General features: G+C 67.9%; 25 protein-coding genes and 1 tRNA gene. 14 read left to right on the top strand and 12 right to left on the bottom strand.

All coding sequences use genetic code 11. From position 1 onward, the window contains the following. Window position 1 precedes the first annotated feature (1 nt). The 9 genes from ABZ855_RS28165 to ABZ855_RS28125 all read left to right on the top strand — a co-directional run bounded on the left by ABZ855_RS28165 (window position 2) and on the right by ABZ855_RS28125 (window position 6,114). Window positions 2-1,357, top strand: coding sequence for an FtsK/SpoIIIE domain-containing protein (locus tag ABZ855_RS28165; RefSeq protein WP_360811570.1), 1,356 nt, complete (start codon window positions 2-4; stop codon window positions 1,355-1,357). Between the two features lie 85 nt (window positions 1,358-1,442). Next, window positions 1,443-1,649 carry a hypothetical protein gene (locus ABZ855_RS28160; RefSeq protein WP_360811450.1) on the top strand — a complete coding sequence of 69 codons (207 nt, stop codon included), beginning with the start codon at window positions 1,443-1,445 and terminating at the stop codon, window positions 1,647-1,649. Beyond that, window positions 1,649-2,314, top strand: coding sequence for a DUF2637 domain-containing protein (locus ABZ855_RS28155; protein WP_360811448.1), 666 nt, complete (start codon window positions 1,649-1,651; stop codon window positions 2,312-2,314). Before ABZ855_RS28160 ends, ABZ855_RS28155 begins: the two co-directional genes overlap by 1 nt. A gap of 19 nt (window positions 2,315-2,333) precedes the next feature. Then, the gene (locus ABZ855_RS28150; RefSeq protein ID WP_360811446.1) at window positions 2,334-2,525 is read left to right on the top strand and encodes a mobile element transfer protein; all 192 of its coding nucleotides are present in this window, start codon (window positions 2,334-2,336) and stop codon (window positions 2,523-2,525) included. 9 nt (window positions 2,526-2,534) lie between these two features. Then, window positions 2,535-2,690 carry a hypothetical protein gene (locus ABZ855_RS28145; protein ID WP_107101053.1) on the top strand — a complete coding sequence of 52 codons (156 nt, stop codon included), beginning with the start codon at window positions 2,535-2,537 and terminating at the stop codon, window positions 2,688-2,690. Between the two features lie 20 nt (window positions 2,691-2,710). Beyond that, entirely contained in the window at window positions 2,711-3,028 is a 318-nt protein-coding gene (locus tag ABZ855_RS28140; protein ID WP_360811444.1) for a SpdD-like protein, read from the top strand. Between the two features lie 88 nt (window positions 3,029-3,116). After that, on the top strand, window positions 3,117-4,526 hold the full coding sequence (gene repSA / locus ABZ855_RS28135; RefSeq protein WP_360811442.1) for a replication initiator protein RepSA: 1,410 nt from the start codon (window positions 3,117-3,119) through the stop codon (window positions 4,524-4,526). Then, window positions 4,523-4,720, top strand: a complete 198-nt coding sequence (locus tag ABZ855_RS28130) for a helix-turn-helix domain-containing protein (protein WP_360811440.1) — start codon at window positions 4,523-4,525, stop codon at window positions 4,718-4,720. Before repSA ends, ABZ855_RS28130 begins: the two co-directional genes overlap by 4 nt. Beyond that, window positions 4,720-6,114, top strand: coding sequence for a site-specific integrase (locus ABZ855_RS28125; protein WP_360811438.1), 1,395 nt, complete (start codon window positions 4,720-4,722; stop codon window positions 6,112-6,114). Before ABZ855_RS28130 ends, ABZ855_RS28125 begins: the two co-directional genes overlap by 1 nt. A 178-nt stretch (window positions 6,115-6,292) precedes the next feature. On the opposite strand, the gene ABZ855_RS28120 is transcribed toward ABZ855_RS28125, so the two are convergent. Next, window positions 6,293-6,362, bottom strand: a tRNA-Arg gene (locus tag ABZ855_RS28120). A gap of 211 nt (window positions 6,363-6,573) precedes the next feature. Between ABZ855_RS28120 and ABZ855_RS28115 the strand changes: the two genes are divergently transcribed. Next, window positions 6,574-7,464 carry a DUF5655 domain-containing protein gene (locus ABZ855_RS28115; RefSeq protein ID WP_360811436.1) on the top strand — a complete coding sequence of 297 codons (891 nt, stop codon included), beginning with the start codon at window positions 6,574-6,576 and terminating at the stop codon, window positions 7,462-7,464. A gap of 360 nt (window positions 7,465-7,824) precedes the next feature. Here the strand turns inward: ABZ855_RS28115 and ABZ855_RS28110 are convergent, their stop codons facing one another. From ABZ855_RS28110 to ABZ855_RS28085, 6 genes are all read right to left on the bottom strand, one after another. Then, window positions 7,825-8,562, bottom strand: a complete 738-nt coding sequence (locus ABZ855_RS28110; protein ID WP_360811434.1) for a methyltransferase domain-containing protein — start codon at window positions 8,560-8,562, stop codon at window positions 7,825-7,827. A gap of 61 nt (window positions 8,563-8,623) precedes the next feature. Beyond that, the gene (locus tag ABZ855_RS28105; protein ID WP_360811432.1) at window positions 8,624-10,018 is read right to left on the bottom strand and encodes a hypothetical protein; all 1,395 of its coding nucleotides are present in this window, start codon (window positions 10,016-10,018) and stop codon (window positions 8,624-8,626) included. 2 nt (window positions 10,019-10,020) lie between these two features. Continuing rightward, the gene (locus ABZ855_RS28100; RefSeq protein ID WP_360811430.1) at window positions 10,021-10,785 is read right to left on the bottom strand and encodes a hypothetical protein; all 765 of its coding nucleotides are present in this window, start codon (window positions 10,783-10,785) and stop codon (window positions 10,021-10,023) included. Between the two features lie 39 nt (window positions 10,786-10,824). Beyond that, window positions 10,825-11,409, bottom strand: coding sequence for a CYTH domain-containing protein (locus ABZ855_RS28095; RefSeq protein ID WP_360811428.1), 585 nt, complete (start codon window positions 11,407-11,409; stop codon window positions 10,825-10,827). 158 nt (window positions 11,410-11,567) lie between these two features. Beyond that, the gene (locus ABZ855_RS28090; RefSeq protein ID WP_360811426.1) at window positions 11,568-11,867 is read right to left on the bottom strand and encodes a hypothetical protein; all 300 of its coding nucleotides are present in this window, start codon (window positions 11,865-11,867) and stop codon (window positions 11,568-11,570) included. Window positions 11,868-11,947: 80 nt separating this feature from the next. Continuing rightward, entirely contained in the window at window positions 11,948-12,457 is a 510-nt protein-coding gene (locus ABZ855_RS28085) for a nucleoside-diphosphate kinase (RefSeq protein ID WP_360811424.1), read from the bottom strand. 403 nt (window positions 12,458-12,860) lie between these two features. On the opposite strand from ABZ855_RS28085, the gene ABZ855_RS28080 reads away from it, so the two are divergent. The 4 genes from ABZ855_RS28080 to ABZ855_RS28065 all read left to right on the top strand — a co-directional run bounded on the left by ABZ855_RS28080 (window position 12,861) and on the right by ABZ855_RS28065 (window position 16,525). After that, window positions 12,861-13,520: an NUDIX hydrolase gene (locus ABZ855_RS28080; RefSeq protein ID WP_360811422.1), complete on the top strand. Its 660-nt coding sequence runs from the start codon at window positions 12,861-12,863 to the stop codon at window positions 13,518-13,520. Then, the gene (locus ABZ855_RS28075) at window positions 13,517-13,930 is read left to right on the top strand and encodes an NUDIX hydrolase (protein WP_360811420.1); all 414 of its coding nucleotides are present in this window, start codon (window positions 13,517-13,519) and stop codon (window positions 13,928-13,930) included. Before ABZ855_RS28080 ends, ABZ855_RS28075 begins: the two co-directional genes overlap by 4 nt. 241 nt (window positions 13,931-14,171) lie before the next feature. Beyond that, window positions 14,172-15,614, top strand: a complete 1,443-nt coding sequence (locus ABZ855_RS28070) for a DNA phosphorothioation-associated putative methyltransferase (protein ID WP_360811418.1) — start codon at window positions 14,172-14,174, stop codon at window positions 15,612-15,614. A gap of 59 nt (window positions 15,615-15,673) precedes the next feature. After that, window positions 15,674-16,525 (top strand): hypothetical protein, encoded by an 852-nt coding sequence (locus tag ABZ855_RS28065; protein WP_360811416.1) that lies wholly within the window; start codon window positions 15,674-15,676, stop codon window positions 16,523-16,525. 113 nt (window positions 16,526-16,638) lie between these two features. Here the strand turns inward: ABZ855_RS28065 and ABZ855_RS28060 are convergent, their stop codons facing one another. From ABZ855_RS28060 to ABZ855_RS28040, 5 genes are all read right to left on the bottom strand, one after another. Beyond that, entirely contained in the window at window positions 16,639-17,439 is an 801-nt protein-coding gene (locus tag ABZ855_RS28060) for a phosphoadenosine phosphosulfate reductase (RefSeq protein WP_360811568.1), read from the bottom strand. A gap of 222 nt (window positions 17,440-17,661) precedes the next feature. Beyond that, window positions 17,662-18,309 carry a hypothetical protein gene (locus ABZ855_RS28055; RefSeq protein WP_360811414.1) on the bottom strand — a complete coding sequence of 216 codons (648 nt, stop codon included), beginning with the start codon at window positions 18,307-18,309 and terminating at the stop codon, window positions 17,662-17,664. 207 nt (window positions 18,310-18,516) lie between these two features. After that, window positions 18,517-19,419, bottom strand: coding sequence for a phospholipase D family protein (locus ABZ855_RS28050; protein WP_360811412.1), 903 nt, complete (start codon window positions 19,417-19,419; stop codon window positions 18,517-18,519). Next, entirely contained in the window at window positions 19,416-21,299 is a 1,884-nt protein-coding gene (locus tag ABZ855_RS28045; RefSeq protein WP_360811411.1) for an ATP-binding protein, read from the bottom strand. Before ABZ855_RS28045 ends, ABZ855_RS28050 begins: the two co-directional genes overlap by 4 nt. Beyond that, entirely contained in the window at window positions 21,284-22,912 is a 1,629-nt protein-coding gene (locus ABZ855_RS28040; protein ID WP_360811409.1) for a DEAD/DEAH box helicase family protein, read from the bottom strand. Before ABZ855_RS28040 ends, ABZ855_RS28045 begins: the two co-directional genes overlap by 16 nt. Window positions 22,913-23,170 lie beyond the last annotated feature (258 nt).

Below are 23,170 nucleotides of genomic sequence, written 5' to 3'. Positions count from 1 at the left end.
GATGACCGGCTTCACGGTCGCTCTGGTGCTGGTCGTCGCTACCGCGGGTCTCCTGCGGTGGCGGCGCCCCGCCTGGTACTGGCTGGCCTTCGGGGTCACCCTGGCCACGCTGCGGGTCCTGGTCCGGTACGGCTCCGTCATGGACGCGTGCGGGCTGACCGTACCGCCCGCGAGATGGCGGCTCGTCCTGGCACGGGCCACCAACCGGCCGATGCCGGAGTCCCGTTCGCCGCGAATCCTGCGGCTCCGACCAACTCGCACCGGCCTGGTCCTGCGGCTCAAGCTGCGCCCCGGCCAGGACGCCTTCGACATCGCCGCCGCCTCGGACCGGCTTCGGCACTCGTTCTCGATGTACGGCGTGACCTCGCGCGAGCTGCGGTCCGGCGTCGTAGAGGTGCGGATGACCGGCTACGACGTGCTCAAGCGGGTGCAGATGCCCGCAGCGACCGAGACCCGGCCCATGCGGGTACCGGTCGCCTTGCGACAGGACGGCTCGGTGCACTACCGCGACTACCGGGCGATACCTCATGCCCTCACCCTCGGGGCCACGGAGTCCGGCAAGTCCGTCTACCAACGCAACCTGGTCGCCGGACTCGCCCCGATGGACGTCGCCCTCGTCGGCATCGACTGCAAGCAAGGAGTTGAGCTTTTCCCGCTGGCCCGTAGGTTCTCCGCGCTGGCCGACAACCCCGACACCGCCGCCGAGCTGCTCGACGCGCTCGTGGCCCGTATGGCAGACGTCTACCAGATCATCCGTGCCCAACAGCGGATCACCGTCGATGTGCCAGACGCGGAGATCGCCTCCGACATCTGGGACCTGCCCGACGGACTGCGTCCGACCCCGGTCGTCGTCCTGGTCGACGAGGTTGCCGAACTCGCCCTGTACGCCAACAAGGAGGAGGAGAAGCGGCGGGACCGCATCATCACCGACCTGGTCCGCCTCGCCCAGCTCGGCCGTGCCGCCGGCATCTACCTGGAAATCTGCGGACAGCGCTTCGGCTCCGAACTCGGCAAGGGCATCACCATGCTCCGCGCCCAGCTCACCGGCCGTACCGCCCACCGCGTCAACGACGAGACCTCCGCCAACATGGCCTTCGGCGACATCTCCCCGGACGCCGTCCTCGCCGCTATCCAGATCCCGGCCGAGATGCGGGGGATTGCTATCGCGGGTGACTCCTCCGGCGGCTGGCACCGCATCCGTGCCCCGCACACCTCGCTCCGCCAGGCCGTGAACCTCTGCAACAGGCACGCCGACCGGACCCCGGACCTGCCCGAGCTGGCGCCGTTCCGGCCCGCTCTCGCCGGACCCGTCGCCGCTCCCGTGCCGTCGGCCAAGCCTTCTCCGGCCACCGCCTGATCTCTCGCTCGTCCCCATCGGTCGGCGTGACCGTCTTCGCGCCAAGTCCCTACCCCTGCCATGCCTGATGAAGGGAGAACTCGGCATGTGCCCGAACTGCGAGGACTTCGCCCGGACCGTGCTCCTCCTCGGTCAACTCGCCCTGTACGCCGACATGGGCGGCGCCGACCTCGACTTCGTGGAAGTGGTCAGCACGTCCCTGGCCGTCTCGTTGCCTGAGCCACCGCCCGGCACGTTCCCGTCCGGCGACGACTTCGACGGCGGCCCTATCTACCCCGGTGAGGACTCCTGATGGGCGCCCGTCACGGCCTCCGTGTCGACGCGGTGCTGATTCAGGCCGTGATCGCCGGTGCCCTGTCCTTCGCCCACCTGCACGACCTGGCCGCTGCTGCCGGACAGGACGGCTGGAAGGCGTGGGCCTACCCGGTCAGTGTCGACCTGCTCTTGGTCGCGGCCTGGCGGCGCCTGAGCAGTGAGGGCCCGTCCCGGCTGGCCTGGTGCTGGTTCCTCATCGCCCTGTTCGCCTCCCTCGGCGCCAACGTCGCCACCGCCGGGTTCCTCGACCTGGCCGACCCGCCCGCGCTGCTCCGTCTCGGCATCGCCGGGTGGCCCGCGCTCGCCTTCCTCGGCGGCACGCTCCTCGCTCACTCGTCGGCTGCTGAGCCGGAGCCTGTTCCGCCGGCACCCGTCCCGGACACGCCGAACACCAGGGACGCCGATCCTCGGCTACCGGAAGCCGTCGTGCCTGAGCCTGACGCGGTCCCGGCCCTGGCCCCGGTCCCGGCCCCGCCCTCGACGCCCGTGCCGCCGGTCCCCGCCGTCCTGGTCGACCACGCCCGCAAGGTGGCCGACGACTACCGGGCTCTCACAGGCTCCCCGATCGACACAGACACCCTGCGCTCCCGCCTCGGCGTCCCGCCCCACCTCGCCGACGCCATCGCCGCTCACCTCGCCTGACCAGGAAGGAGACACCCCGATGCCCGCCCGCGACAACTTCCACTCCGTGATGAGGATCGGCCCCGTGCAGATCGGCACCCACCGCGACCGCAACGGCCGGACTGTGCACGCTGCCGTCTGCACCGCCGACCGCTGCGGCTGGTCCTCCGACTACTCCAGCCAGACCGCCGCTCAGCTCGCCGCCCGCACCCACCGCTGCCGCGTCCGCTAGGAGACCAACGTGCAGGTCCCGCTCTGGTTCGCGCTCCTCGCCGTCGGCTACCTCGGCGTGAAGCTCATCCGTCCGCCCTGGTGGCTCATCGCCGTTCTGCTCCTCGGCGGATTCCTCCTCGCCGACAGCGTCTTGGCCCCCGTCATCGATACCGCCGTCAAGTAACCGCGAAAGGTGAACCGCCCATGTTCCGGCCCAAGTTCCCGACCATGCCCCAGCCCACCGGCCTGACCACCCCGCCCGCCGTCATCCAGCCGACCACCATCACCCCGGGCATTCCGGTCCCGCCGCCAGCACCTGTCGTCCCGGCCTCGTCGCGCCCGGTCGTCCAGCTCACCCCCGGCACCACGCTCGCGCTCGTCGGCGCCGGCACGGCTGTGGTCCTGGTCCTCGGTGCCGTCCTCGTTTCGCTGCTTCTGGCGGTCGCCATCACCGGCGCGTCCGTTGCCGTCTGCGCCGTCGTCCTGCGCTCCCTGCTCGCTTCCGACGCCAAGCGACGCTGACCGGCTCCCGGGCGGCCCTGATACCGCCAAGCATCCGCCGCCCGGGAGCCGTCCCTGTCCGATCTCGCAACCGGAAGGAACCCCCAGCATGGCCCACCGGGCCTCACCCGCGACACAGAAGGCGCCTACGCCCGTCCAACCGCTCGACCCCACCACTCTCCGAGACCTCCTCCGGGTGGCCTCGGCCTCCGACTACACCCGCTGGGAAGACCAGATCCGTCGCACCGGCGGCTGCTCCGACCCGATCCACCTGACCGGCTGGACCCTCACCAAGGACAAGACCACCGGCGAGACCCTGCACCACTACTCCACCGAGAACGAGCCGGGCGGACGCCTCCGGCTCGCCTGCGGCAACCGCCGCGCCTCCCGCTGCCCCGCCTGCGCCTGGACCTACGCCGGCGACACCTACCACCTCATCCGCGCCGGCCTCGCCGGAGACGACCGCCGAGACATCCCCGCCACCGTCCGCGATCACCCCCGAGTCTTCGCCACGCTCACGGCCCCATCCTTCGGCTCGGTCCACAACCGGCCCGATCATGGCAACGCCTGCCGTTGCGGCACCCGACACGCGTCTGACGCCCCGGAGTTGGGCACCGCCCTCGACCCGGACACCTACGACTACGCGGGCGCCGTTCTGTTCAACAACCACGCCGGGCAGCTCTGGCAGCGCTTCACCACCCGACTCCGCCGCGAACTCGCCGCCCGCGCCGGCCTGGCCCGCCGGGCACTCGCCGATCACCTGCGCGTCTCGTACGGCAAGGTGGCCGAGTTCCAGAAGCGCGGGGCCCTGCACTTCCACGCCGTCGTCCGCCTCGACGGCCCGGAGGGTGCCGAGACACCGCCGCCCGCCTGGGCCACCGTCGACCTGCTCACGGACGCGATATGTGCCGCCGCCGCGCACTCGTACACATCCGTCTCGGTCCCGGCCGCCGACGACCAACCCGCTCGAACATTCCGATGGGGCCGACAGCTTGACGTCCGCCCGGTCAAGGCCTTCGGGGACGGCTCCGACGTCACCGAACAGGCCGTTGCCTCGTACGTGGCCAAGTACGCCACCAAAGCCGCTGAGAACACCGGCACCCTGGACCGCCGTATCGGCGAACTCTCCGAACTCGACCGCCACCAGGTGCCCGACCACACCCGGCGGCTCATCACCGCGTGTCGCGACCTGGACGGCCTCTATCCGGACCGGCGCCTTTGGGTCTGGGCGCACATGCTCGGCTTCCGCGGGCACTTCTCGTCCAAGTCGCGCACCTACTCCACCACCCTCGGCGCTCTCCGCCAGGAACGCGCCGACTACCGCGCCGCACAGGAGGCTTCCGTCCTCGGCCTGGACGACCGCGAGCCGGACACCGTCCTCGTCCTGACGGACTGGCAGTACGCCGGCCACGGCCACACCCCGGGCGAAGCAGCCCTCGCCGCGACCATCGCGCGAGACCTCCAGACCAACCGCGAGACAGCCCGCGAAGCCCTGCTCGGCGAAGGGAGCACGGCATGACCACGGCCATCCGGGCGCGCACCATGCTCACCCTCGCCGAGGTCTGCGAGGAACTGAACGTCTCGCGCTCGACCTTCTACGACTGGCGTGCGAAGCGGCGTGCGCCCCGTTGCATCAAGCTCCCGAACGGCGACCTCAGGATCCGGCGGAGCGACCTCGACCACTGGCTCGACGACCGTGAGGACGCCGCCTGATGGAGACCACGTACGACGTGAAGGTCTACAAGATCCTCACGTACAAGGGCGCCCGGAAGACCACGTACACGGTGCGTTGGGTGGTCGCGGACAAGCGCTGGCGTGAACCCTTCGGCACCGTTGCGCTTGCCGAGGGCTTCCGCTCCGAACTGATCCGGGCCACGGGCAAGGGGGAGGCCTTCGTCATCGCCACCGGGCTGCCGGTGTCCCACCGCTCCAAGTCGGCTTCCATGAGCTGGTACACGTTCGCTGTCGAGTACGTGGACGCCCGTTGGCCGGAGCTCGGCGGCAACAGCCGTAAGAACACGGCCAAGACCCTGACAGCGGTCACCATCGCGCTGCTGCGGGTCCAGCCGACCCAGTTCGCCCCGGTGGCCGTGCGGACCGCTCTGCGCGAATGGGCGTTCAACGCGACCCGCCGTGCGGACGCCCCGCGAGACGTGGTGACCATCCTGCGGTGGGTGGAGCGCAACTCCCTGCCGGCCTCGGCCTGGGAGGAGGAAGAGCGGGTCGATGAGGTCCTGCGAGCCGTCGACACGCGCCTCGACGGCAAGCAGGCGGCGGCCTGGTCCAAGAAGCGCCACCGCCGGATCCTCAACGTCGTCATGAAGCACGCGGTCCGACGGCGCGTCCTGCGGACCAACCCCCTCCCCAAGGGGAAGGAGTCGACGACTGTCACCAAGACCAGCAACGCCGTGGACAAGCGGTCCTTGATGAATGCGGACCAGGCGGCGGCACTCCTCGACTGGATTCGGCGTCGGCCCCGTGGAGGAAAGCGGCTGCACGCGTGCTTCGCCACGCTGTACTACTGCGCTCTGCGGCCGGAGGAAGCCATAGCCATGCGGGTGCAGGACGTGACGCTTCCCGGCCCCGACGCCGGGGACCAATGGTGTGAGCTGCTGATCCACACGGCGACCCCGGAGGTCGGCAAGCAGTGGACCGACACCGGAGAGATCCACGAGGAACGGGATCTGAAGGGCCGTGCTGAGGGCGAGACGCGCACAGTGCCGGGGCATCCCGCCCTGACGCGCATCCTGCGGCAGCACATCGAGGACGAGCAGCTCAAGCCCGGTGATCTGCTGTTCCAGGGGGAGACGGGCGGCATCCTCGCGGGTTCGGTCATCCGCCGGGCCTGGCGCAGCGCGCGTAAGGCGGTCCTGCCCCCACACGTTTTCGAGTCGCCCACAGGGCGGCGGGTGTACGACAACCGGCACACGCGCCTCACGAAGTGGCTCAATGACGGGATCCCGCCCGCCCAGGTGGCCGACTGGGCCGGAAACAGCGTGCCGGTGCTGCTGGCCACTTACGCTCGGTGCGTCGAGGGGCAGTTGCCTGACCTGAAAAGGCGCCTGGAGGCCGCGGGGGATCTCCCCGAGCTGCCCGACGCCGGCTGAGGTTTCCCGCCGAGAACTTCGACACGTATTCGACACGGCCACCCGCGAAAACCCGGTGACAGCCGGACAGCCCCGGAACCTGCCCCTTGATCGTCGGGGGAGTGTCCGGGGCTGTGGCGTGCGAGTGAAACCCGCTCTGACCAGCAAAAAGGCCCTCCCAAGGGAGGGCTGAGACTTGCGCCCCCGGCAGGACTCGAACCTGCGGCCAAGCGCTTAGAAGGCGCCTGGCGCATCTCGTCGGCAGGTGCTTTGACCTGCCGCTTTCTTCCTCACTGACACGCTGTCAGGGGTTTTGTGGGACGTATGTGGGACGAGGGCCCCTGGGGGAGGTGGGATGCAGGGGTTCCCGACTGCGCCAGGTGGTCACCGTCTCACATCTCCTCACCTGTTCGGTGCGCCCGCGCGGAAATAGATCTACCCCTCTCCTGCGTTCTCGATCTTCGAGCCGAGGAGGGGAAGGTGTCGGGCCTGAAGCTGTTCCACACGACGAAAAGCGGGGTGACCGAGGTCACGCCGCGTCTTGCTGAGGTCGAGGCGGATGTGCAAGGTCTCGTCGAGGCGCACATGGAGACGCTGCTGGGTGTTCGGTTCCTGGCGAGCGAATACGGTACGGGGCCGGTTCACGGGGGCCGGATCGACTCGCTCGGGCTGGACGAGAACGGATCGCCGGTCATCGTCGAGTACAAGCGCGGCGTCGATGCCGGCGTCATCAACCAGGGCCTGTTCTACCTGGCGTGGTTGATGGACCACCGCGCCGAGTTCGAGCACCTGGTCCGCGACCGGCTCGGGGTGACGGTCGCGTCCCAGGTGCTGTGGAGCGGACCGCGCCTGATCTGTATCGCTGGCGACTTCACGCGCTATGACGTGCATGCCGTGCGTGAGCACCGGCGGTCGATCGACCTGGTCCGCTACCGACTCTTCGGCAGCGACCTGCTCGGGCTTGAGACCGTGGCGTCCGTGAGCGGCGGCATGCAGGTGGCAGGCCGGGCGCGCCGCCAGGCGGTTGCTCGGGCGGCGGCCGACGTCCAGGGCGCGTCGATGGTGGAGCTGGTGAGCGCGGTCGACGAGGCCCTGCTCGGGCTCGGGGACGGTGTGAACCGCGTGGAGCGCAAGCAGTACCGGGCGTATCAGCGGTTGCGGAACTTCGCCTGCCTCTGCCCGCCGCAGCGCAGCAAGCTGCTGGTCTACCTGAAGGTCGACCCGACGGTCGTCGACCTCGTTCCGGGTTTCACGCGTGACGTGTCCGGTCTCGGTCACCACGGTACGGGTGATCTGGAGGTGCAGCTGCGTACGCCGAAGGACGTGGAGCGGGCGCAGGATCTGTTCCGGGCCAGCTACGCGGTGGCATGATCGCCTGTCGGCCTCTGGCTGCTCTGTGGTCGTGGGGCGGTGCCTTTCGACGTGCGGGCAGGGTGTGGCGGTGGACTACCAATGATGCGCGGGATCGCCGGTTTGGCTAACCGGCGATCCCGCGCTATGTTGCGCGCCGACTCCATGGCCGCGCGACGCGCTGAGTGGCATGGCTACACCACATCACTCGTAGGTCTGGTGCGCCTGTGCGCCGCGTAGTGACTCTGGCGGTGGCGCGGATACAACGTGCCCACTCTTGGCTCAGATCGGCGGAGGCTCAGCGTCGGAAGGGTCTCGTGGCGTGTGTTGGGCTGGCTAGTGCGGGGTGTCCCAGTCTTCGCCGACTGCCGCGTGGGGGCGCTACTTCGTCGCGATGACGTACACGCTGCCCCACCGGCGCTTCGGGTTGGCCATGGTGGGGTCGAACGTCCAGGGTTCGACGGTGGTGAAGCTGGCCTCGGTGAAGAGCTGGACGAGCTTGTGGTGGTCGTAGGCCCACAGGTGCGGGGTGTACTTGGGGTTGTCGTCCTGGTCTCGGAATACGAGGTTGACGAGATCGAGCCGCGTGTTGATGTCACCTCGGCAGTCGCGCTTGGCGTACCAGCGGTCGATCATTTCGTCCGAGGCGGACAGCGGGCCGGGGTAATGGTTCAGGGCGAAGGCGGCGTCGGGCACGCCGGTGATGATCTGGCCACCCGGCACGAGGACCCGGTATGCCTCTCGGGCGTAGTGCTTGGCCGAGCGCGGGTAGTCGATGTGCTCCAGGAAGTGCTCGGAGAAGATCTCGTTAGCGCTGTCGTCCTGGAGGGGGATGCCTTCGCGGATGTCCCAGAGGAGGTCAGCCGGCGGGACGGCGTCGATGTTGAAGAAGCCATCGATGCGGTGGGCTCCGCCGCCGATCTGCACCTTGGCGGGCTTGTCGTCAATGCGGCCACTGGGCCAGGCGCTTCGGCTGGCGTGGTGGTAGCGGTGGAGTTCGATCTCCTTGGCGGCGGCCCGCAGGGTGCGGGCGAGGCCGTGGGTGGTGGCGGGGTCGGCGAGGACAGTGTTGATCTGCTCGCTGAGGAGGCCGACGGAGGGTATGCCGGAGGGGCTCATCACGGATCTCCTGCGTGTGAGGTTGCTCGGTGTGGGGTGGGCCGCTAATGGCGGCGGTACATCAGGCGACGCTGGGCGCGGGGGCGGTCCACTGGTTGTTGCGCATCAGGGTGTACTTGATGTCCACCAGCCGCGGGGCGATGGTTAGCGAGAGTTCCTCGGCTGGCTGAAGGTGGCCGGCATCGTCCTGCTCGGCGCGCCATACGCGGTAGTCGAGGTTGGGGTAGGCCGGGTTGATGCCGATCTCGCCCTTGGGCATCGTGCCGTTGAACGGGGCGACGATGTCCATGTGGTTCCAGTAGTTCCAGGCTTGTAGCGCCTTGTGCTGGTCGAAGTAGAAGTAGAAGTCGGGGTAGCGGCCGAAGGTGCGCAGTTCCCGGTGGATCAGGTGGCCGAGCAGGGGTCCGAGCTGGGTGGAGAGGGAGTCGAACTCCCAGCGCGTGTGGTGCCAGGCTTCGGGGACGTCGCCGGGCGCGAAGAGGCGGGCTGCCACCAGGTAGCTGATCCGTTCGACCAGGTACGCGCTGGCGTGGGTGGTATCGATGGTCGGGTCGACTCGGTGGATGAGCGCGGACAGCTGCTTCGGGCGGGGTCGAAACCGTGCGAGGTCGAACTTGCCGGCCATGGTGGGGAAGGAGGCGAACAGCATCTCCTTGTATAGCCAGTTGTTCAGCTCGCCGAGCTCAGCCAGGCGTCGGGTGTGGTGCGAGGTCGAGTGGAGCATCAGGTACTCGGCGACCGCTTCGAAGTACAGGTAGCCGAGGATTGGCAGGCGGGGGATCGCTTCGTCGAGCAGCTTGAGGAACGGATCGGCGTCGACCTTGGTGCCCTGGTAGGCGACGGCGGCAGCGGTGGCGAGGAACGCGGTCGAGTTCTTGATCCGGCTGACGACGGTCTCGCGCAGTTGGTGCCGTTCGTTCTTGCTCAGCAGGTATTCGAGGTGGCTGTAGATCTGCAGGTGGATGAGGCCCAGCCGCAGGTAGTCCACGCCGGCGAGCCCGCGGTAAGCCTGAGGCGGGGTGTCGATCTCGAAGATCAGCGGGGTGGGGACGCGGTCGGTGACGCCGAGCTTGGCCAGGAAGGCCGGCGCTTCCTTGGACAGGACGTAGGCGCCCAGGTTGTGCACGCGAAAGCCCTGGTCGGTCGCGGTGAGCGGCGCGCAGTAGATGCTTCCGACGAGGCAGCCGCCCGACGGGTAGAGCACGCCCTGCCGGCTGATCTCCTCCAGTGCGTGGGTGACGTGCAGCAGGTGCAGCTTGTCGTTGCCGCTCAGGGCCTCGAAGAGGGCGTTCTGCCGCAGCAGGTGGCCGTTCGGAGTGTCTTCAGCGAGCCGTCTGTCCCAGCCCGCGGCCCGGGTGGCAAGCGGGTCGGTGTGGTCGGCGGGGCTGGGGATGAGGTTGGAGTCGAAGAAGGCGTGGGCGTCGGCCCATAAGTGATAGGCGTCGAGGAAGTCCATGGTCAGAGTAGGCCCTTCTCAGCGAGCGCGTAGCGCACGGCCGCGGTGCCGCTGGCCCCGGCGAGGTAGGCCCGCTCGGAGACGAGGACCAGGTCGAAGGCGAGGTCGCGTAGCTGGTCGAAGGCGGGCTCGCGGACGTACCGGGCGTCCGGCCACCACTTCAGCTTCGGCAGGCGGTAGCGGTCCAGGGCATCGGCGGCCTTGACCACGTCGGTGATGCGCTCGGCCCGGGCGTGGTCGGCCTTGTCGTCTGCGGTGAACGCTTCGTACGGGATGTCGTGCAGGCGGATGGCGGTGGCCGCCTGCACGATCCGCCGGGGTGTCGCGGTGAGGCCGAAGTGGCCCCAGACGGTGTCGGCGTTCGCAGCGAGCCAGATGGCCGCGCGGGCGCCGTGTCCGCGGTCGTCCTGGTCGTGGCGCCGCTGGCAGTCGTGGATGGCGGCGGCGAGGATCGCCGTGGCGGCGTCGGCGTCGCCGAGGCCGTTCGCCTCGGCGAGGACGGCGGCGAGCGCCGCCGTCCTCATGGCGTGCCGGACTCCGTGGAGTGACGTGTGCAGGCGGGGGTCTGCCCACCACCGGGTGGGCAGACCGCCGTGCGCAAGCAGTTCCTTCGACTGCGGGCGCAAGGCCGGCTGGGGCGCCGGCGGGAGGTCGGGCCTGTGGTCGCTGATCCACGCGATGGTGGCGTGATCCATGTGCTGGTGGAGCGGGAGCTGCCCTTGGGCGGCCAGGTCGATCAGGCTTGCAGGCAACGGGGTCGTGCTCATTCGTGCCCACCCCCTTGGTGGTCTCCGCAGTGATGTTGATTACCGGATCGGCGCGGCCTGCTGCTCGCGCTCCTTGCGCTCCTTCTCGGCGGCCTCGAAGGCTGCGGTGAAGTCGGTCAGTTCCTGCTCCGTCATCAAGGTCACGCCGAGCGCCGTGGCGACGTCTGTGATCTTGGCCTCCGCCTCGGCGCGGGCGGCGTCCGGGGCGCCGTCCTCCAACAGGACCTCGAACTCGGCGTGGTAGCCCCACGCCTCACTCCACTTGACGGCGATCTCGACGCCGTCGAAGCGGAAGTTGTGACGGAAGTTGAACGCCTCGTGCATCGCCGTCTCGAACCCCAGGGCGTTAAACACCTTCACTGCGGCGGGAACGTCGGTGGGGGCGATGGTGAACTCGGTCTCAGCGAAGGCCGCGCCCTGTCCGATCTTGCTCCCCTTGAGGGTGATCTTGGCGGTGCCGGCAGCGGTGTTGTCGGTGACCTTCAGGAGCTGGTCGGGGAGCACGTAGAAGTAGATGTGCTTGTCGTCGGGGCCCAAGTCCTCCCCGTCCGCCTTCAGGCGGGCGACGAGCTGGTCGTGGAACTCCTTGGTGAAGCGGGCTCGCATCTCGATCTCGATGGCCACGGGGCTGCTGCCTCCTCGTTTTAGGCATGGCGAAGCCAGCCGGACCCTGCCGTGTGGGGGCCTGTCCGGTCGGGCGATCGCTATGGGGTTGGTGGTCGAACGCGGGGTGATGCGGCCGACGCGGTGCCGGCCGCATCACCCCGGTGGATCGGTAGGTGTCAGCCGAGGGCGCCGAAGCGCTCCTGGACGACACCTGAGTGCAGGTAGGTCGGCAGCTGGACGCCTCCCACCGACGTGCGGCTGGTGGCGACCTGCTCCTCCGTCTCGCTGGGGAAGCCCTCCAGTAGACGGAGGCACTGCTCGGCCCACTCGCGCGACGCGGGCCAGTCACCCAGGTCGCGGTGGCGCACTGCAAGGGCGTACGCCGTCTCGGTAGCCGCCCACAGGTCGCTCGCCAGATCACGCTGGAAGACCGACTCCAGCTCGTCGGTGGAGGCCAGGCGGGTCTGGTTGGTCATGGTGCCCTCTCGGTTCAGACGGTCGTGCCCCAGTGGTGATCAACGCGACGGCGTCTCCACAGTGACGCCGTGATCCGCCGCTAGTACGTGTAGATCTCGGCCAGCGTCTTGTAGTCCTGCAGCTCGCCTTTGTCGAACCACAGCTCCACCTCCTGCTCGGCCTCCTCCGCGTTGCCGGAGGCGTGCACGAGGTTCGCGACTGCCTTGCCAGAGGCGATGCTGGCCGCGGCGCTGTAGTGCGAGAAGTCGCCCCGCACCGTGCCGGCCGGAGCCTGGTTCGGGTACGTGCTGCCGACGATTTTGCGGACGGTGGCAATGGCGTCGAAGCCCTCCAGCACCAGGGCGATGACAGGGCCCTGCTGCATGAACGTTGACGTGACTCCGTAGACCTCCGAGCCCAGCCGTTCCTCAAGGTCGAAGTAGTGCCGGCGGGTGAACTCCTCGTCCATCCATTTCATCTTGGTGCCGACGATCTTCAGCGCGGCGTCCTCGAACCGCGTGATGATCCTTCCTGCCAGGCCACGCGCCAGCGCATCGGGCTTGAGCAGGACGAGCGTGCGCTCGACAGTGTGTGCCTGAACCTCGGGCATTGACTCCCTTTCGCCTTGCTAGCAAACGAACATGACGGATGATCAGCCGTCACCTTCTGAGGTTACCGGCGCTGGCAGTACGGTTCGGGCCTGCGTGCGATGCCAAGGACGCTGAACGCCGGCAATGTGTCGACGCCTAGTTGATCGAGAGGTCCGATTCAGCCAACTTCCCTGCCCCTGCTATTTGATGGGGGTACGCACCTAGAATCTCCCTGTGGTCGGCTGGCGCTCGTGCGCCTCCCACGTGCCTTCCAGGGACTGAGCCTTCATCGAGTGGTTTTTTGGCCCTGGTGACTCCGATTCTCCCGGGGCTCTTCTCGCGCGACCATGCAGTGCCAGTGCAGGGAGAGTGCATTTTGGGCGTGCGAGTTCCTGCACCGGAGCGGCGACGAGGGGCAGTCTTGTGGAAGTGATCGAGAGCTGGAGCGGCCGCTACGCCTGCCTGCTGCAGTCCGCCCTGAGGCTTGGCAACGAACAGTTCGCCGCGCACCTGGGTATCGCCGTGAGGACCGTGGCCGCCTGGCACTCCGACGCGTCTGTCGTGCCTCGCCGAGAGATGCAGCGGCTTCTCGACACGGCCTATGAGCGGGCTCCTGCGGCTGCGCGACAGCGCTTCGCGCTCCTGCTGGCGAAGGAACGGGCCTCAGCGGACTCGACGCCCCTGGGCGCGCAGGCACTGCGGGTGGCCATCGCGGTGGTGGTCCGCGACAGCGATGTCCTCCTTGTGTGCCGGCGGGACGACGACGTTGCCGGGATCACCTGGCAGTTCCCGGCCGGGGTCATCAAGCCGGGAGGCAAGGCGGAGACCACCACCGTGCGGGAGACCTTGGACGAGACCGGTGTCCACTGCGCAGTTCGCCAGCACCTCGGCAAGCGGCTTCACCCCGTGACCGGTGTGCTGTGCGAGTACTTCCTCTGCGAGTACCTGACGGGCGAGGCCACCAACAGCGACGCCGTCGAGAACATCGACGTCATGTGGGTCCCGAGAAAGTCGGTGCCCCGGTTCATCCCCATCGATACGATCTTCCCACCCATTCTGGCTGTCCTGGAGGAGCAGACGTGACGCAGCAGAACGCGGAGGAACGACCGGGCATCGCCGCGGCTATCGTCGTCCACGAGGGGCGCGTGCTTATGGTCCGCCGCCGGGTCAGCGAGGGGCAGCTCTCCTGGCAGTTCCCGGCTGGTGAGGTCGAGCCCGGCGAGGCGCGTGAGGACGCCGCCGTGCGGGAGACCCAGGAGGAGACCGGCCTGGACGTGGCCGCCGTGAAGCTGCTCGGCGAGCGCATCCATCCGAAGACGGGCCGGCTGATGTCGTACACGGTTTGCGAGGTGATGGGCGGCACCGCCCACGTAGCCGACACCGAGGAGCTGGCCGAGCTCGCTTGGGTCGCCCATGGCGAGATCCCGCAGTACGTGCCGTACGGGTTGTTCGAGCCGGTGCAGGAATATCTCGACGCAGCCCTGATTACCTGAGCACTCCCCTCTCAAGGTGGCGGGCTCCTGATCCCGAATGAGTGTGCTGTTGTCGTCGGGGCGGAGTGCTGGCCCTGACGATCGCCGTCTTTCTCTCCGCTGGGCGAAGTGTCCGGTCTCGGCCACCACGGGACGGGTGGTCTGGAGGCGCGGCTCCGCGTAAGCCGGGTGGCCGGAGCGGGGGTCACGTAAGGTTCGGTGCTGTCGCATGCTGGCCTGTCCGTGGAATCAGGGGACACCGATGACACAGCAGCTTTGGAGCAGCCAGAGGCATCAGACGGCGATCGGCCGAGTCGGCCTCTCCCTGCCGGCCCGTCGCGCCGTCGGCGACCTCCAGCTGGAACCCGACACGGGAGTGCTGGACTACGGTTGCGGCCGTGGCGGCGATGTACGGGCACTGCAGCACCTCGGCCTCGATGCCGCGGGATGGGACCCTGTCCATTTCCCGGACGGGCGGCGTGGGCCGGCCGAGATCGTCCTCCTCACCTATGTCCTGAACGTCATTGAGAATCCCGCCGAACGACGCGAGACGCTCCTGCGGGCCTGGGACCTCACTAAATCCGTGCTCGTGGTGTCCGCACGGTTGAGGTGGGAGCGCAACCAGATCAAAGGCACCGAGTACGGCGACGGCATCCTCACCCAACGCCGCACCTTCCAGCACCTTTACGCCGCTGGCGAGCTGCGCGACTACGTCGAGGAAGCCACCGGCGTCCGCTGTGTATCGGCGGCGCCCGGCATCGTCTATGCCTTCAAAGACGATGCGGCCCGCCTGAGTTACCTGGCCCGCCAGGTCGCTCCTGACGGGGGATGGCTGGCGTCCGAGGACACCGCCTCGGCGATCACCTCGGTCGTCGATCATCTCGAACAGCGGGGCAGGATGCCTCAGCTTGAGGAAATGCCGCAGCCCATCATCAGCCTCCTCGGTCACCTGCGCCCAGGCGAACTGAAGCGCATTGCCGAGCAGGAAGCCGACCCCGCGAAGGTCGAACGAAGTGCCGAGCGTGGAGCGCTCGACACGCTGCAGTTCCTCGCGCTGGAGCTGTTTCACGGCCGAGGCCCGGTGAGTAGCCTGCCGCTGCCGGTACAACTGGACATCCGTGCCTTCTTCCCGTCGTACACCGAGGCGTGCCAGCGAGCGGATCGGCTGCTGTTCAAGCTGCGTGACGACGCATACGTCCGTCGGGCGATGAACGGGTCGATCGCCGGCAAGTTCACTGCGACCGCCCTGTACGTTCACCGCCGCGCACTCCACCGGATCCCGGCTGTGCTGCGCCTGTACGAGCAGTGCGCGAGCATCGCTGCCGGTCGGCCCGGCGAGTGGTCCGTCGTCAAGCTCCGCCACCAGGGGCGCGGCGTCAGCTGGCTCGACTACCCCGAGTTCGACACGGACCCCCACCCGCGCATCGCGGCCACGTACGCCGTCGACCTGAAGACCCTCAAGTCCTCCTTCATCTCGTACGCGGACTCCACCAACCGCCCCCTCCTCCACCGTAAGCACGAATTCCTTGCCGAGGACGATCCCGACGTACCCAAGTACCGGAGGCTCACGGATGCCGAGGTGCGCGCCGGCCTCTACGAGAGCCCGCACCTGATCGGTACGGAAGAGGGCTGGGAACGCGAACTCGTTCGTTGCGAGCGGGAGTTGCGCGGCCACCGGCTTGTGCGGCGTACCACCGGCACCTGAGCTTGGCCCCGGCTCTCGTCGCCGGAGTGATTGTCAGTGCCGTGTGTCACGCTCCACCCATGACCACTATCCGGGTGGAGGGCCCCTGCCTGCCCTCATACCGAACGCTGTCCAGCCTCGCGCTGTCCGAGCCCGAGGACCATGTCCGTGAACTCACCGACTGGGTGGAACATGCCTCCGCCGTCACCGGAGTCTCCGGGGTGCAGAACGGCTGGGACACGGCCTACAAGTGGCTGCGTCTCGCCCAGGGCCTGCGCGCGGTGACGTTCGACATGTCGTACGACGACGGCGGCATGTGCTCGGCGGGCCTCGACTTCGATGCCGTCTGGACGGAGATGATGGAGGAGTTGCAGCAGCACCAGGTTCGTCTCGGCTACCTGCGCGCAGCGCTCGAAGGATTCGTCCGGCTGCTGTACCCGGACACCGCGGAGCCGGGTCTGGCGGTGGAGGCCGCTGAACGGCAGCTGCAAGACCACGCCGACGCATGGCCGGTGCACGCGCATGCGGTCGCCGACCATCTGCGGACGCATGCCTCGGACGGCATGCCGGGGGCTGGCCCCTCGGTGGCGGCAGCGGTGACTCAGGCGATTGTCCTGCACGAGATGGCCGTCGGGGGCCGTGCTTCCATCCCCGAGCCGGGAAGCGACGAGGACGGAAAGGTCTTTCCCACCGGACACGCCGAGGTCTGTGCGGTAAAGGAAGCCTCCACTGCACTGCTGCTGGGGATCCAGCTGCTGATGTCCGCGGCGGTGAAGGAGGACCGCGTCGCCGTCTTCGACGACAAGTACCTTCTCGACGGCATGTGGATTCCCGACGCCTCAGGCGGCAGCCGCTGGGTGGACGAAGAAATGCCCTACGGCGAGTACCTCGCTGTTCTCCACCTCCAGCCCGGCGAGCCGCCCGAGCTCTGATTCCGCCGCCCGCAGAACCTCTGTTCGGCTCCGTCGGCAGACCAGGGGCAAACGACGGGTGGGCCCGACGCCATTGGCGTTGGGCCCACCCGTCGTGGCCTGCTCGGCAGGTATCAGGTCATGCACCAGCCGGAGTCGCATGCCCCGTCATCCTCATCCGCATCGCCTTCCCCTGGGCTCTCGTCGGGGATGGCTTGAGTGAGCGGGATCCCGTACCTCGTGAGATAGACGTCGTCCCGGCCGAGCGCGGCCCGCCGTCGGTTGATGGTCTCCTCCAGTTGGACCGACTGAGCGAACAATTCGGGCTCGTGGCGACGCTGGTGGCGCCAGGCGCCGACGGTGCGGAAGGGGCAGAAAAAGCAGGAGCTCTTGGGCGGTACCGGCAGACCGGCCTCGGCGATGATGCGCTCGCAGTCGTCCCGGCGCAGTTTGAGGTCGAGGAGGGGGTATTCGATGACCTCGTGGGCTTCCCTCCGTCGGCGGTTGGCCCGGTGGATTTCGTCGAGCGATATGCCGATGCCGACCGCTGCCGGGGCCTGCGCAGTGGCGCCATGCTCCCGAAGCCACCGCCCAACCACCTTGATCTTGAAGTCGGCGGTGCAGTTGCGGCGGCCCGGAGCGCCGTTCGCCATGCGGACCGGGATGGGGATCGACCGGGTTTCCGGCCGGTCCAGCCGCTGCATGAGCGTTTCCGTGGTCCCGTCGCGGCGGCGTCGCTTGAGCTCGTGAACATCCAGTCCCGCACGTGCGGCGTACGGGATGGCGATCTCGCGCACGTACGCGAGGGTCGCGGGGTGCTCGCTGTCGTCGCCGACGTTGGCGAACAGGAAGGTGCGGAAGTCGATCTCTCGGCGCGCGGCGAGCACGAGCAGGGCTGTGCTCTGTACGCCGCCTCCGTAGGAAATGACCTTCATGGGGCGCCGGTTGGGCTCGCTGGAAGCGGCTCGCGGAGCGGCGTCGGTTGGATTGGCGTTGTGGGCTCCCGGGGGCTGCTGCAAGATCGACATATGAGAGACAGTATGGATGGTCAGCCAGTAAATCAAGTGTTTCTCTCACTGCTGTCGGCGAACAGCGACAACAGTCGTGTGCTGGAGCGGGGAGCATGCGCGCCGGAGGTTGTGCGCGGAGAGGCGAAACTAGCGCTGTGGTGTGATGGTGACGGAGTTGCCGTCGGCGAGGACCGATGTGAGGAACTCGGCTGCGGTGGCCTGCTCGGCGGCAGTGAATGTCCGTGCGGCGGGCAGGGGCTTCAGCGGCGGAGATACGGCAGGAGGGCTGGTTCTGCGCCCGCGAGGTTTCTGGGGGCTTCGCTGCCCTGCGCGGAGTTTGGCGACCTCTGTCTGGTCGACGGTCCGCTGCCGTTGTGGTGCGTCGGCCAGGATGGTCTCCAGGAGCCAGAGGGGGGAACCGGAGAGGACCAGGTCGGCCTCGGCGATTCTCCGTCGGTTACGCCAACGGGAGACTGCCTGTGCGTCCTGGCCGAGGACGCGGCCCGCTTCTTGGATGCCGAGGATGACGGGCAGTTGCTCCTTGGCCTGCACCTCATAGCCGTGGGGGATGCTGGCCCTGTAGTCCGTCAGACGCTGCTGATCGACCTGTCGGTCGCCGTCGCTGCTGATGCCAAGCACCGTCGTCAGTAGCCAGTAGGGGTTGCCGGATGCGAGCAGGTCGGGCTCCGGGAGCGTGCCTTCCGTACGCCATTTCTGCGATGTCTGGCGCTCGACGGTGAACAGGGAGGCGATCTCGGTGTGCCCGAGAAGATACGGGACCCGCGCTTGAGACATGCGTACCCTCCCCACGCCGATGTTCCTGCCGAGCGACCGCCAGGTGGGTGCTGCTGGCGTACCAGGCTGTCCGCAGAGATCCTAGGTGTGCTGACCGTCGGTCCAACGCATCGGGACAGAGGCTGTGGAGAGTGTCGCCCGGGCAGGCAAGTTGTCCGGGCGGGAGGCCGGCCTCGGTTTCAAGGCCGGCGCGATCGCCCGCAGGGGTTAGGCCAGTTCCTGTCCGTGCCGGATTTCCCACGTCCCGACGTCGGTGTAAAAGCGGCCGAAGTACCGAAGCCACGCTGCGATGGTCTCGGTGCTCCTTCTGGCCTGTTCGTCCGTCATGCCTGTCTGCTCCTGCAACGCGTGCTGCAACTCGATGTTGCTCAGGCGGTCTCCAGCCACGAGCGCCTGAAGAGCGGGCATTTCCCGCAGGCGGCCTTCGATCACGTCCGAGAACTCTGTCTCGGACAAGCCGGCGGGCATGCCCAGGAATGCGAGGTCCTGGAGGATGGCCGCTTCGACGGACCGCCCGAACTGCGCTCGCCCGCAGTAGTACGGGTAGATAGCCTCCGGTCGCCGTGTCACCGGGTACCAGCCCTGCTGTGCTTCTTCTCTGGGCTGGTCGGAGGCAGTCGGACGGTGTTCCTTGAGCAGGTCGGCCTGCCTTCTCACTAGGTCGGCCATGTGGGGTGTCGCTTCGACCGCGCGGGCCTTGATCGCGGTGAGTACCCGGACGACTTCCGGATGGGTCGCGGGCGCCTCCACCAGGATCTCGATGTTGGCGTTGGGGACGCGCCCGGTGGCCTTTCCCGTCAGGTTGGCGGACCCGATCAGGCAGCGCTCGCCGGTGAGGTAGAGCTTGGCGTGCAGGCTCGGGCACAGCGCGATGCGCAGCCGCTTGTCCTCCTCGGCGAGCTCGATGATCTCGGGGTCGGACACCCCTGCCGCCACCTCTTCAGGGACCCAGCGCGTGATGCACTCGATGTCCTCGACGGTGGTGGGGAGGGCGGACAAGGTGGCCGCCAGAACCTCTCGCTTGATGAAAGGCGCCACGAGGGTTACCTGCCGGTGGGCGCCCGCCATCAGTTCTTCGATCTGCCGCCAGATGTGGCCGGGCTCGGTCACGCGCCGCCGGCCTTTCCGTCCACGAAGTGGCGGGCGTACCGGCCCCATTCGCGGCGCGCGTCCGCGATCCGCTCACGGAGATTGTCGGGGTGGGTCTCGTCTTCCATGCGGGCCCAGGAGAAGAGCAGCAGCTTGAAGGTCTCCGCAGCACGGTTGAGCCGGTCGCGAAGGTCGTTCACGTCGGCGTCCTCAGGGACGTCTTCAAGGACGGACATGAGCTGGGCGTGCAGCGGATGCTTCTCGTTGAAGATCACCTGCAGCATGCCGGCCATGAGGTCGATGCTGAAGAACGCGGAGGTGTCCTGGAAGCTGGAGATCCACCGCGCGCGCAGATCCTTCTCCAGGGCCTCGTCGACCATGGATTGAGCGGTGTCCTCGTCAAGGTGATGCCGCTGCGTGAGGGCGGCGACTTGTTCCTGCCGCTTGGCGTCGGGGGTTGTGCCCTCTTCCAGTTCGTCGGTCTTGCCGGTGTAGCCCTCCTCGCTGCGTCGCTTGACGGCGTCCGTGGCCTTGGACGCAGCGTCATCATCGTGCCGCTTCTTGCTCTTGCGGGTCCCGATCGTCTGCTGCTTCAGCTGGCGCCGCATGGCTGGGAGGAGCTTTTCTTCCAGGTACAGCACGAGGTCGATGAGGGGAAGGCGCGGATCGCCGAGTTCGGCAAGGCGCTCCTTGAACCCCTTGAAGGATTCGCCGGCCTCCGCGTGGGCCTTCCAGTCGAAGTGGGACAGAGACGAGAAGACCGTGGCGCTCTGCTTGTTGTTCGTCACGCCGAAGATGGCATCGAGGTCCGGCGGGAACTCGACCTCGATGCCCCACCACCGTTCGGCCGTCTCTTGATTGGCCCATGATGCGTCGAGGTCCAGCTCCCTGCCCTGGCGCACCAGCGAGATGCCGACGTTGCGCCGGGCATGCTTGCCCCACGGCAGGATGCCGGAGTCCGTCGTACGGCTGATTCCATCCGGCCACGGATGGCCTTCGACGTCGGCACGCCGGGCCTCCGGACGGGCGATAGAGGCCCGGACGGTGATGTAGTGCCTTTTGCCTTCATGGACCACGGGGAACTGCGTCACGCCGGGCTCTGACTCACTGCCCATGGAGAAGGGCATGAACATCGGCTTGTCCGAGAACGGCTTGTCGGTGGAAGTCGGCGCCATCAGGTAAAGAGGGTCGTTGGGCACGGCGTGGTACTCGCCGTCAACGACCTTGCCCTCCCGGACGGGGGCCATCCGGATGTCGACGCGTGCGTCCTGGAGGTAGTGCCGGTAGACCCGGCCGATCAGGCCGGCGGTGTTCTTCAGCGTGGCTGCGGCTCCGTACCAGTTGACCTTGTCCAAGTTGGTCCAGACGACGAGCGTGCCGGTGTCCCCGAGGCCCTCGCTCAGGTCTCGCCAGTAGTCCGGCAGCGGGGAGTGTTCAGGCTCGGGGACGTCGTCGATCTCTCCCTTCTCGATCTCTTCGAGGCTGAGGTAGGTGTGCATGGCGTTGCCCGCGCCGTTGGTCCAGGACCAGACGTCGAGCCGGGTGCACTGGGACATGCTCGAGTTGGGCAGGCCCATGCCGAAACGGCCGATGCGGCCCGGATCCGCCCCGTCCCCGTCGCCGTACTTCAGAGCGCGCCGCAGCTGCGGTACTTCCATGCCGTGGCCGTTATCGAGGACCGCGATGGTCTCCACGCGGTGGCTGGTCCGGGAGCCGACCTGCACGGGGTTCTCGCAGGCGAAGACCTCCACAAGGGTGGCCTTGGCATCGATGCTGTTGTCGATCAGTTCGGCGAGGGCGTAGGCAGTGTTCTTGTAGCCGCTGTCCCGCATGGCCTTGACGGTCAGCTTGGGACTGACAATCCGGTAGTTGCTGCCGTCGTTGGTCACGCTGTCTCCCATACGTCTTCCCAGTTGGTGAATGCTTCTGCCACGTCGCCGAACCCGGGGAGTTCCGGGTTCACGACGGTGACGATTTCGCAGGTATCAGTGCCGCCGGCCTTCGGGCCGCGGATGACGCGGCCCACCATCTGGCTGTACAACACAAGGGACTTGGTCGGACGGGCGATCACTGCCGCGCTGGCCGCCGGTGCGTCGAAGCCGGTCGTCAGGACGCCGAAGTTGCACAGCACCATGGGACGCCGGCCGGACCCCTTGAACCGGGAGATGACCTGGCTGCGGTGCCGAGGGGAGGACTCGCCCGTCACGAACTCGGCATCGAAGCCGGCTGCGGACAGCACGGCCGCGATGAGCCGGCAGTGGTCCACGGAAGCGGCGAACACCAGGATGCGCCGGTGCTGCTGCTGGAGCAGCTCCGTGATCGTCTGGACGATCTTGAGGTTCCACTGCTCATCGCCCGCGACCTCGGCCAGCACGCTGGTCGGGATGTCGAACGACCGTGCAAGGAGCTGCTGGTCCCGGGCGGACAGATGCATGCCCGCCTCGGAGGCCACCGTCCGCATAAACGGCTTGGCCAGATACCCCTGCTCGATCAGGGCCGTCACGGGGTTGGTGTAGCCCTCGATTTCCAGCATGACCTTCTGCCGGGAGAAGTAGTCGGAGAGTTCCTCGTCCTTGGAGATCTCGGCCCACGTGCGTCCCGGGGTGGCGGTCAGTCCGAGCAGGCTCGCATCGTGACGGATCGTCAGTTCGTCGACAACTCTCTGGAAGGTGGGGGCGATGATCTGATGGGCCTCGTCGAAGACGGTCAGCGTGCTGCGTGCCGCGAGAGTGGCCAGGAACTGCGGGTCCGACTTGGCTGCCGAGACGGCCTTCTCCAGGCCGAGAACGACCAGCCCGTCGGTCATCTCCGCAAGGTTTGCGGGGGTGTTGCCCCATACCCGCAGGACGTAGAGCGGGCGGTCGCCGACCTTTGTCCAGGCGCGCTCGAACTCGGCGGCGGCCTGCTCCAGCAGCTCCTGTCCGTGGGCAAGCCACACCACCACGGTGGGTTCGTGCTGCCGCAGGTGATCGCAGATCAGGCTCATGCCGGTTCGGGTCTTGCCCACGCCTGTCGGAAGATGCAGCACCGTCCGCCGTGACCCGTCGTACAGCAGTTCCTTGACCCGGGCCGCGGCATGACGCTGATGCGGGAACAAGCCGTACTCGGGAGCCGACTCCTGCTTAAACGCCGGAGGAAGGGACGGCACCCGGTCGATCGTGAAGCCGAAGAACTCCAGCAGTTCGCGCCGCTCGTCCGCCGTCCACTTCAGGTTCTTCAAGTAGTCCAGCGGCTGCTGTTCGTCGCCCACGGCGCCCAGGCGCTGCGCCAGCTCCGCCTGCTTGGGACCCGGCACCAGGGCGATCAAGGCAGAGCGCTCGCCCTCATCGGCGACCAGGCGCTCCGCGTCGATGGCGATCGGGGCAACGGCCCGAAGGCGGTCGTCTCCCGCCGCACCTCCCTCGACGAGATCAAGCAGGGCGCAGAGCCGCTCGCCGACATGTTGCCGGATGTACGTCATCGGTGCAGCCGTCAGGAGAGCCTTGAAGGACATCCCCGGTGACCACGTCGTCACTGACTCACCTGCCCGGCGGGCTCCAGTCCGCGCGCGTTCGCGGCTGGAACAGCTGTCGTCGTCAACCTGCACCCCCAGTTCGAGTACGCCAAACGCCGCCCAAGCGTGCGTAGTTACTGCCACCCTGCAGCGTGCCGACCACCCTAGACGGGGCCACTGACAACAGGGGCGCCATCAGACGAAAAGCCCAGCCAGGGAGGGCATTTGACCCTGCTAGTCGACTTGTCGGGTCAAGGTGAGGATCTTGGTGCGTGCGAC

It is taken from the genome of Streptomyces sp. NPDC047042, from assembly GCF_040644035.1.
Lineage (GTDB): Bacteria > Actinomycetota > Actinomycetes > Streptomycetales > Streptomycetaceae > Streptomyces.
The sequence above is the reverse complement of the archived record's forward strand: the minus strand, read 5'-3'. Positions and strand labels throughout refer to the sequence as shown.